Consider the following 654-nt stretch of genomic DNA (forward strand, 5'->3'; position numbering starts at 1 on the left):
GCTCGCCTTTGGGGTGGCGGCGGTGCAAACCGGTTTAGACGCCTTTCCGACTCTTTTAATGAGAACGCTTGTCTTTGCTGGTGCGTCTCAGTTTGCCACGTTAGAAATGTGGGGAGCTGAAGTACCACTTGTACCGGTTTTGATTACTGTGTTTGCCATCAATGCTCGCCACCTTCTGATGGGTGCGACGCTCTACCCTTGGCTGAGACAGCTACCGCCACATAAGCGCTATGGCATTATGTTACTTGCCTCCGATGCGAACTGGGCAATGGCGATGAACGCATTTGGCAAGAAAGAGCCTGGGTTTGGTTTGTTGGTCGGCGGAGGGCTTGCGCTTTGGGGCTTCTGGATTGTCGGCACGTGGATGGGGATCTACTTTGGTGGCGCCATCAAAGATCCGGTCAGTCTCGGACTTGATATGGTCATGGGTTGCTTTTTACTTTCTATGGTTGCAGGCGGCCCTAAAAATCTGCGTATCTTCGCGATTTGGGGTATGGCAGCAGCTTCATCACTGATGGCTTACTGGTATTTGCCAGAAAACAGCCATGTCGTTGTCGGCGCAATCGCTGGCGGTATTTTAGGGGCTTGTTGGAAGGAGAAAAAAGCATGAACATCGAAACAAGCTTAGGCGGCACGCTGTTTATCATTATCGCA

Annotated in this window: 1 protein-coding gene; it reads left to right on the forward strand. The window is 51.5% G+C overall.

The window, feature by feature from the left end; all coding sequences use genetic code 11:
• A partial coding sequence (locus tag R7R24_RS26830; RefSeq protein WP_318120137.1) for an AzlC family ABC transporter permease occupies positions 1 to 610 on the forward strand: 610 nt, incomplete at its 5' end.
• Positions 611 to 654 lie beyond the last annotated feature (44 nt).

Source organism: Vibrio sp. 704, assembly GCF_033339295.1.